The sequence below is a fragment of the Paraburkholderia sp. BGA-UO-ETr-F12 genome (assembly GCF_059567945.1).
The window spans coordinates 24,954-34,350 of sequence record NZ_JCAQOZ010000059.1 but is presented as its reverse complement, the minus strand read 5'-3'; the positions used below and the strand labels follow the sequence as shown (position 1 = coordinate 34,350).

At 60.4% G+C, this 9,397-nt stretch carries 6 protein-coding genes; 2 read left to right on the top strand and 4 right to left on the bottom strand.

What is annotated here, in order from left to right; all coding sequences use genetic code 11:
- Positions 1 to 960 precede the first annotated feature (960 nt).
- Positions 961 to 1,896 (top strand): LysR substrate-binding domain-containing protein, encoded by a 936-nt coding sequence (locus tag AC57B6_RS28640; RefSeq protein ID WP_028196504.1) that lies wholly within the window; start codon positions 961 to 963, stop codon positions 1,894 to 1,896.
- Positions 1,897 to 2,043: 147 nt separating this feature from the next.
- Here AC57B6_RS28640 and AC57B6_RS28635 read toward each other — a convergent pair whose 3' ends face one another.
- From AC57B6_RS28635 to aldA, 4 genes are all read right to left on the bottom strand, one after another.
- Entirely contained in the window at positions 2,044 to 3,705 is a 1,662-nt protein-coding gene (locus AC57B6_RS28635) for a GMC family oxidoreductase (protein ID WP_496422582.1), read from the bottom strand.
- 62 nt (positions 3,706 to 3,767) lie between these two features.
- Positions 3,768 to 4,985 carry a mandelate racemase/muconate lactonizing enzyme family protein gene (locus AC57B6_RS28630; RefSeq protein WP_496422581.1) on the bottom strand — a complete coding sequence of 406 codons (1,218 nt, stop codon included), beginning with the start codon at positions 4,983 to 4,985 and terminating at the stop codon, positions 3,768 to 3,770.
- Positions 4,986 to 6,305 carry an MFS transporter gene (locus AC57B6_RS28625; protein WP_496422580.1) on the bottom strand — a complete coding sequence of 440 codons (1,320 nt, stop codon included), beginning with the start codon at positions 6,303 to 6,305 and terminating at the stop codon, positions 4,986 to 4,988. It lies immediately after the preceding gene.
- Positions 6,306 to 6,468: 163 nt separating this feature from the next.
- Positions 6,469 to 7,893 carry an aldehyde dehydrogenase gene (gene aldA, locus AC57B6_RS28620; protein ID WP_496422579.1) on the bottom strand — a complete coding sequence of 475 codons (1,425 nt, stop codon included), beginning with the start codon at positions 7,891 to 7,893 and terminating at the stop codon, positions 6,469 to 6,471.
- Positions 7,894 to 8,200: 307 nt separating this feature from the next.
- On the opposite strand from aldA, the gene AC57B6_RS28615 reads away from it, so the two are divergent.
- Entirely contained in the window at positions 8,201 to 9,358 is a 1,158-nt protein-coding gene (locus tag AC57B6_RS28615) for a porin (RefSeq protein WP_496422578.1), read from the top strand.
- Positions 9,359 to 9,397 lie beyond the last annotated feature (39 nt).

Sequence of the window (9,397 nt, the reverse complement as noted above, 5' to 3'; positions counted from 1 at the left end):
TGTTCAAGCAGCTCGGCGGGAATTGCCGGCAGGTCTACCGGCTTGGCTTTCGGTTTGCGAGGCATAGTCACTCCTTGGCGACATGTTATGCCTCAAACACGAAATTACTGACAGGCCCCACCGCAAGCTCATAAGCGGGTTCCCCGCGCAGCCACGGTAGTGGTGCATCTGGAATCTGTGGCCCCGCACACTCCGCTTCAGTGACAAGGCAGTCATACCTCCGGCGGCGCTGCGCGCGCCGATACCTAGTTCATAAAACCGGTCGCTGGATTTTCGCTTCCGCGGTTTTGTCCCTTCCCCGACTCGTCGTTGCATCGCTGCCACCGAGTTGCGTCTCATTCTCCCGGTTGTCCCCGTTCCCCGACTCGCCGTTGCATCGCTGCTCCACGCACAAGCACAACCGTGGCGGTGGTCGCGGTCGCCAATGCAATGCACAGACATTTCCTTTGAATTGGAGGTTGGCCAATCAGAGCGGGGACGTCTCGCCGAGGCGAAGCCGACGGCTCCCGCTGCGCGGAGCAAACCCGCTGGTTTCCCTGGCAGACCCGTCCGCGACGCACGCAGTGCGGAGTGGGAGCTGATGAGCCCTGTGTCAACGGCGCGGAGTGTGCGGGGCGACAGATTCCAGATGCACCACTGCCGTGGCTGTGCGGGGGACCCGCTTATGAGCTTGCGGTGTGAGCCGCTTTCTTTTGCCTACTTTTCTTTGCGGCCGGCAAAGAAAAGTAGGTGCCGCCCCGCACAGGGGCAACGCTAATAGACCACTAACAAATCAAGGAAAGGCCAAAAGACTAACACCAGAACAAACCACAAACCCAGCAAGAAAAAAGCCAAAGACCCAGACAACCAACGAACCCCGTAAACCAGCCAGATACCCCGTGTGTAGCACAGTAAAATATCACCCATCCGCGCGCCAGCGCCCACCCCCACCCCCCACCGGCCCCGATCTTGAAACGCAAAATGCCCGCGCTAAACGCGCTAAAAGCCTTCGAAGTCGCCGGCCGCACGGGCAGCTTCACCCGCGCAGCGGAACTACTAAACGTCACACAAAGCGCAGTCAGCCGGCAAGTCCGGCAACTCGAAGCCCAACTTGGCGAGACCCTGCTCCAGCGTCACCATCACCACCTGGAACTCTCGGCCGCCGGCCGCATCCTCCTGCAAGCACTGCAGCAATCATTCGACCGGATCGAACTTACCGTCCGCAGCCTGCAGGAAAAAACCCACCGCAACCGCCTGCGCATCAACGCGCCACCCACCTTCACGAGCCGCTGGCTAATGCCGCGTCTCGGGCGTCTGCGTGACGCGCATCCGCATCTCGAACTCAGTCTGTCGACCCGTCTCGACGACAATCTCGCCGAATCGGGCGTGCTCGACTGTGCCATCCGCTTCGGCAACGGTGAATGGGAAGGCGTCGACAACCGCCTGTTGATGAACGAACGGCACATCGCCGTCTGCGCGCCCGCATTGCTGGCACGGCAGGCCGGCCGCGCGGCCATCGATCTGAACCAGTTCACGTTGCTGCACGTGCTCGCGAGCGCCGATCAGCGCTATCTGACCTGGCAGCACTGGCTGAAAGCCGCCGGCATCGAAAACGTCGACACCCGCGGCGGCTACGAATTCGATCTGCTCGATCACGCAATCCGGGCCGCCATCGACGGGCTCGGCGTGACCATCGCCGATCGTCACATGATCGGCCGTGAACTCGCGGAAGGCCAACTCGTGCAGGTGCTGAACGTACATGTCGACGGACATCAATCCTATTGGCTCGTTACGCGTGCAGAACAGGACGAACTGCCACACGTCGCGCTGTTTCGCGACTGGTTGCAGCAGGAAATCTGGCTCACCGAACGTGCGCTCGATTCGTCGGAATCGGCACAGTCAGGCGCAGCAAGTTGATGCGGGGCAACTCGTCTGAGTATGCGAGCTCAGGCGACTCCAGTCCGTTTGCGCCACGCCGGTGTGACCCTTGCGTGATAAAAAAACGCGCCGATGCAATGCATTCGGCGCGTTTTCCTGACACCGCCAGCGGTGACTTCCAACCCGTCAGGCGGCCGCTGCCAACTCCACGGCCTTGGGTTCAAAGGCTGCTTCGACGGCGGCGTCCATGAGAATCATCTCGGCGCCCTTCTCCGCCACCATCATGGTCGGCGCATTGATGTTCCCCGACGTGATGTTCGGGAAGATCGACGCATCGACCACCCGCAAGCCGTCAACGCCGTGCACCCGCAAACGCGCGTCGACCACCGACGTATGCGGATCGTCACCCATCGCACACGATCCGCACAGGTGATAGATCGAGCCGGACTGCTCGCGGAAATACTGCAGGAAACCCTCACGCGTATTCACTTGCGGTCCCGGCGAAATTTCTTCGACCGTGATCTCTTGCAACGCCGGCGATGCCATCACCTTGCGCACCAGTTCGCAGCCCTGAATCACTTCGTCAATGTCTTTCTCCGTGGTCAGCGCATTGATGCGGATTTTCGCGGCGTCTTCGGCACGGTTCGACGCGATCTCGATCGATCCGCGACTCGTGGGCCGGCAAGGATTGAATGCCAGCAGGAAGCCCGAATACGGTTCGGGGTCAAGACTTGCTTTGCTGCTCTTCGGAATGCGGTACGACAGCGGATTGAAGTACAACTGCAGGTTGGGCTGCGCTTCCTGGTCGTTGCCCTTGAAGAAGCCGCCCGACTGATTCACGCTCATCGCGAGCGGTCCCTTGCGCGTCAGCAGATATTGCAGGCCAAGTTTGAGCTTGCCAAGCAGAGGACGCATCTCGTCGTTGAGCGTTTTCACGTTCGCGCGATAGTAGAAGCTCACGCACAAGTGGTCCTGCAGATTCTGCCCGACGGCGGGCAACTCCTTGACCATCGCAATGCGATGCTTCGCGAGCAATGCACTGTCGCCTACGCCTGAGAGTTGCAGTAACTTGGGCGAATCCACCGCGCCCGCCGCCAGAATCACCTCACGGTTCGCCATGAATTGCCGCGTGGCGCCGTTCTGCGTCACGCTCACGCCGATTGCCCGCTGGTTGCCGTCGAATAGCACGCGATTCGCCAACGCGTCGCGTTCGACCGTCAGGTTCTTGCGCGTCAGCACCGGATGCAGGTACTCGAAGCTGCTCGACGAACGCTGACCGTTGCGCGTACTCACGTCGTAGATGCCCGCGCCTTCGAATCGCGCGCCATTGAAGTCGTCGCTGCGTTTGTAGCCGGCCTGGTCGCAGCCTTTCAGGAATACATGACAGATCGGATGAACGGCATCTTTCATCGGCGTGATACGGATCGGGCCGTCCGCGCCGTGATACTCGGTGTTGCCGAGCGGATGCGATTCGAGCTTGCGGAAATACGGCAGCACGTCGTGAAACGACCAGCCCGGGTTGCCCGCCGCGGCCCAGTCGTCGAAATCGTGCGGCTGGCCGCGCACGTAGATCATCGCGTTGATCGAACCGGAGCCGCCCTGCACTTTGCCACGCGGACAATAGATCAGCCGGTTGTCGAGTTCCTTTTCGGGCTCGCTGTAGTACATCCAGTTATAGGTTTCGTTGTAGTACGTCTTGGTGAAACCCACCGGGATCCTGAACCAGAACGAGCTGTCCTTGCCGCCCGCCTCGAGCAGCAGGACCGAATATTGCCCCGACGCCGACAGGCGATTGGCGAGAATGCAGCCCGCCGAACCCGCGCCGACGATGATGTAATCGTAGTTCATGCTCTATGTCGCCAGACGGCGCCCAATCCATTGAATGCGTAAGACAGATAAATCCGACAGGCTCAACCCTTGGCTGGCGCGAGGTCTTTCACGTCGGCGGGACGAGCCGCCATTTGCAGATGCAGGCGCTCGCCGGTATACGGCGTGTGTTGCCGAACCACGTCCATGTTCAATTCCACCCCGAGGCCCGGTTCCTGTGAAGGAATGATGTAGCCGTCTTCCCATTGGATCGGTTTCTTCAACACCGCAGCGTGGAAACCGTCCCATGTACCGATGCTTTCCTGAATCAGGAAGTTCGGCGTGCAGGCTGCGAGCTGAATGCTGGCGGCGGCGCCAATCGGCCCGTTGTACAGATGCGGTGCGATCTGCGCGTAATACACCTCGGCAATCGCCGCGACTTTCTTCGCTTCGAGCAGGCCGCCCACACGCGCCACATTCAGTTGCAGAATCGACGCCGCGCCTGCCTCGAGCAGCTTGAAGAATTCGTACTTGGTGGTCAGGCGCTCGCCCGCGGCAATCGGAATGCTCGTGTGCTGCGCGACTTGCGCCATGGCACCCTCCTGCCCCGGAGGCACGGGTTCTTCGAACCATAACGGATCGTATTTCTCGAGGCGTTTGGCCAGCCGGATGGCTGACGACGGCACCATCTGCCCATGCGTGCCGAACAGCAGATCGGCCTTGCTGCCGACCGCGTCGCGCACACGGCGGCAGAACAGTTCGCAACGGTCCAGCACTTCCAGCGAAAGTTGATGACCGGAGTACGCCGTATACGGCCCCGCCGGATCGAACTTCACCGCGGTAAAACCACGCTTCACATTTTCAACGGCGCATTCGGCGGCGAGATCGGGATCGTCGTAGTCGTATTCGCCTTTGCTGTTCTTCGGATACAGGTACGTGTATGAGCGCAGGCGCTGGTTCACCATGCCACCGAGCAGTTCGTACACAGGCTTGTTGGCCGCCTTGCCGATAATGTCCCAGCACGCCATTTCCAATCCGCTCACCACGCCCATCATCGTCAGATCGGGGCGCTGCGTGAAACCGCTCGAATACGCTTCACGCCAGAGCCGTTCGATATGGTGCGGATCCTGATCGAGCAGGTAGCGGCCGAATACATCGTCGATGATGTGGGTCATCGCCTTCGGATGAAACGTCGCGGAATAGATCTCGCCGACGCCTTCAATACCGCAATCGGTCTTGAGCTTGACGAAGATCCAGTACATGCCGCCCACGTGCGGCGGCGGTACGGCGACGATATGCGTTTCGAGCGAGACGACTTTCATTTACGCAACCCCTTTTTTGCTAAGCATGTTTCTCAGCGCCAGGCCGGCAAAGCCGCCGAGCGCCGCCATTCCGGCCACATAGCCGAAGTAAAGCTGGTAACCGAAGACACCTGGGAAGTTCTGTGTCAGATAGCCGTTGATCAGCGGCAGGAACACATCGGGCGAATAGCCGAGGACGGAGATCAGGCCAATGGCGAGGCCCATCGTTTCGACCGGGATATTGCAGCGATCCAGCAGCGACCAGTACAGCCCGCGAATCGCGTAAGTCAGAATGCCGATGAACAAAACGAGGAACACCAGCAGCACATGGCTCGAGATACGCGGCGCCGCCATCAGGCCCAGCAGCGACAGCGCAGCCAGGAACAGTGCGATCACCAGCACCGAGACTTTCGAATAACGGTCGCCGAGAAAGCCGCCGCCAATCCCGCCGATCGGCCGCATCCACAGCTTGAGCGTCGTGATCGTGCCGGCCATCACCACGGTCAAACCGATCTCGCCTTCATGCAGATACGCGGAGAAGCTATAAGTGGCCCAGAACACCTGATAACCGCAGAACACGATGGCGGCGACCAGCCACAACTCGGGAATCGATGCGAGCGTTCTCAGATCGAGCAGCACGTTGCTGCGTTTGCGCGTGGCGCGGTTGGCGGCGGCGTCTTTTGTGCCTTGCGGATCTTTCACCAGCGCTAGCACCACGCCGAGCGCGATGCATAAAAAGGCGTACATATAGACGACCAGCCTGAAGCCGGCCGTCACCGGCTCGCCTTTGGTCTGTGTGAACCAGGCGAATAGCGTGATCGCAATGGTCGCAAGCATTGCTTCGATCAAACCGCGGCCGCCGTCGAGCAAGCCGAAGAAGCGGCCCTGCTCGTGCGTGCCGGCGATCATCGTCACGCGCTTGATAACCGCGGCCCAGAACGTCAAACCGGTCGACAGCCCCCAGCCGCCGAAAATCAGCATCAGCACGTTGAACGACGGCGCGGTGGAATACCACAAGCCGAGCACGCCGGTTGCGATCAGCGAAAAACAGATCAACAGACGCGGCGCGATGCGGTCGGCAAGCCAGCCGCTCGGCAGGTAGCTCAGCAGAAAGATGGTGCCGAGCATCGAATACAGATAGCCAAGCTGGCTATCGGTGATGTGAAACACTTCGAGCATGGTCGGCTGATAAACCTGCCGAAGATACAGAATCGGATAAATCGCACCGGCCGCCAGTACCAGCAGCATGAGTTGGATATAGCGCTGCGCCTTATTGCTTTCTAATGCGGCTTCGTCGCTTAACGCGAGCGAGGCAGTGGTTTGAACGGGTTGAGATGACACGTGAACGCTCCTGAGAGACACAGCGCCAAGCCGGGTCTCCAAATATTTTTATGGGTGCAGCGGTTTGCTGCGTTTTTTGCGGGTTTCAAGGCAACGCGTGCCGACTACTCCGAATCGCGCGGCACGCGCCGTTTTTGCGTCGATATCTGCTTCAATATCTGCGTCAGTACTTCATGACCACCAGACGGGTCTGCGTGAATTCGAGCATGCCGTGCTTGCCGTCGTCGCCGCCGAGACCCGAGCGTTTCCACCCGGCATGGAAACCTTGATACGGATCGGCCGGCGTGCGATTCACATACAACTCGCCAGCCTCGATGCCGTTGGCGATCTTCATCGCGCTGCGGTAGTTCTCGGTATAAAGCACCGAGGACAAACCGAACTGGTGGTCGTTGGCCATCTCCAGCGCTTCGTCCAGCGTGCGGTATTTGACGACCGGCATGATCGGACCGAAGGTTTCTTCCTGGATGATTTCCATGTCCTGCCGGCAATTCGACAGTAACGTGGCCGGATAGAAAAAGCCCTTGCCTTGCGGCAGCCTGCCGCCGGTTTCGAGCGTGGCACCGGCTGCAATTGCACGCTCCACCATGCCGTGAATCGACTCGCGCGACGCCTCGTTGACGAGCGGCCCCATCAGCGCAGGCTGTTCGCTGCGATCGCCGCTTTCCACCGCGCTCATGTTTTTCTTCAGCAGCGCGACGAAACGGTCATGAACGCTTTCCTGCACATAGACGCGTTCGATCGCCGTGCAAAGCTGCCCGCAGTGAGTGGTTTTGGACGCAACCAGATCGCGTGCGGCCTTCTCGAGATCGGCATCTGCTTCGATGATGGCGGGCGTCTTGCCGCCCAGTTCGAGCGAGGGCTTGGCGATATTTGCCTTGCAGTAGTCGAGCACCTTGCGGCCGGCGCCCACGCTACCCGTCAGCGTGATCATGCCGACCTTGGGATGGGTGCAAAGCGCCTCGGCGGTTGCGTGATTCATCGCGAGAATGTTCACGATGCCGGCCGGCAGCCCGGCCTTCTCCACCGCTTTCGCGATCTCGAACGCCGAGGTAGGCGTGTTGTTGCTCGGACGCACCACCACGGTATTGCCGGCGATCAGCGCGGGCGCCACCTTGCGCATGAACGTATAGACCGGGTAATTGAACGGGATCAGGCACGCGACCACGCCGATTGGTTCGCGATGCAGCACGAGGTTTTCGTCGGGCGTGTCGCTCGGAATCACCTCGCCTTCGATGCGGCGCGCCCACTCGGCGTGGTAGCGCGTGATCTGGCCGGCGTAGATCGCCTCATTGGTGGCATCGGCCACGCTCTTGCCCGACTCCTGCGCGAGCGCCGCGCCGATGGCGGGCGCGCATTCAGTAAGCGCATCCGCAAGCTTGTGCAGATAGACCGCGCGCTCGGCCGAAGGCAGCTTGCGCCAGCCCTTTTGCGCAGCGGCGGCAGCGTCGACCGCGGCGATCGCCTCCTCTCGGGTGGCGCCCGTGACGTGAGCAATCACGGCTCCGGTAGCGGGGTTGGTGACGGCGATACGTTCGTCGCTTGCCGCGTCGATAAAGCAGCCGTTAGCAAAATTCCGGTCGAGTCGCATGTCGTCTCCTGACAAAGCTGGTGCGGTGGTGCATTGCCTTCAGCTATTGCCTTCATGCCAAAGGTGCATGAACGGAATTTTTGTCCGCTGTTTGACGCACCACAAGCGAATAATTCGCGGGACAAACATTCGAAAAAGTCACGTTTATCCAGGGATGTGCCTCATACGCGTTTCGCATCTCGAATAGCAGAATCCAGCCTTTGCCAAAAAGCAGCGGCCTCTGAAGCTGGCCGGATCGTGGTCAGAACCGCGTTCTGAACCTCGCTCGGACCATCCGGCCGCTCATTACCAACGTCTGGAGCTCTCAATGAAAAAGAATCTCTTCGCTACCGCCGCTTTCACCACGCTCGCCTCGCTGGCGGCCCCATCCGCCTTCGCGCAGAGCAGCGTGACCTTGTATGGGGTGCTCGACGAAGGCATCGACTACACCAATAACGCCGGGCGCGGCGCCGTATGGGAAATGGCAAGCGGTTATGCGCAGGGCAGCCGCTGGGGCCTGAAGGGTTCGGAAGATCTGGGCGGGGGCATGAAGGCCGTGTTCCAGTTGGAAAACGGCTTCGACGTAAGCTCGGGACGGCTTGGCCAGGGCGGCCGCATGTTCGGCCGCCAGGCTTACGCTGGCTTGAGCGACGGCCGGTTCGGCACAGTCACGCTCGGACGCCAGTACGACTCGGTGGTCGACTATCTCGCGCCGACCACGGCCAACGGCAACTGGGCCGGCTACCTGTTTGCGCACCCGTACGATAACGACAATACCGACAACTCGTTCCGGCTCGGCAATAGCGTGAAGTACACAAGCCCGGATATCGCGGGCTTCCAGTTCGGCGGCGTGTATAGCTTCAGCAACGACACGAACTTCGCGAACAACCGCGCGTACAGCTTTGGCGGCAAGTATTCAAACGGCGGCCTGTTGATTGCAGCCGCCTACCTGCAGTCGAACAATCCGGGCGCGGGGTCCACCGGCGCGATCACCGCGAACGACGCGAGCTTCATCGCCGGGCGCATGCGGGTATTCGGCGCCGGCATCAATTACACCTTCGGTTCGGCGACCGCCGGTTTTGCGTACACCAACTCGAACTATAAGGACCCGACCGGCAACGGCTATATCGGCATTCCGCTGGCGGCATCCGGTGTCACATTGAATACACTGAAGTACCAGAATTTCGAAGTGAACGGCAAATATCAGTTCACGCCGGCCTTCTTTGTCGGCGCGCAGTACGTGTACACGATGGAGAACTACGATGCGTCGACCGGCAGCGTTAAGCCGAAGATTCACTCGGTCGGCTTAATGGCGGATTACAACCTGTCGACGCGCACGGACGTTTACGTGCAGGGAGAATTCCAGAAGGTCGCGGGCAGCTCGACCCAATCGATTCTCGACAATGCGTTCATCCCTGGCGTGCAGGCGCCGTCGTCGACGGGCAATCAGCTCGCGGTGCGAGTCGCGCTGCGCCACCAGTTCTAAGCGTCAACAGGTTGCGAGTTGGCGGCTGGACGCGGCGCT

Coding starts and splice junctions, on each gene's coding strand:
- aldA (WP_496422579.1), bottom strand. CDS start 7,893: ATGCGACTCGACCGGAATTTTGCTAACGGCTGCTTTATCGACGCGGCA.
- AC57B6_RS28640 (WP_028196504.1), top strand. CDS start 961: ATGCCCGCGCTAAACGCGCTAAAAGCCTTCGAAGTCGCCGGCCGCACG.
- AC57B6_RS28630 (WP_496422581.1), bottom strand. CDS start 4,985: ATGAAAGTCGTCTCGCTCGAAACGCATATCGTCGCCGTACCGCCGCCG.
- AC57B6_RS28635 (WP_496422582.1), bottom strand. CDS start 3,705: ATGAACTACGATTACATCATCGTCGGCGCGGGTTCGGCGGGCTGCATT.
- AC57B6_RS28615 (WP_496422578.1), top strand. CDS start 8,201: ATGAAAAAGAATCTCTTCGCTACCGCCGCTTTCACCACGCTCGCCTCG.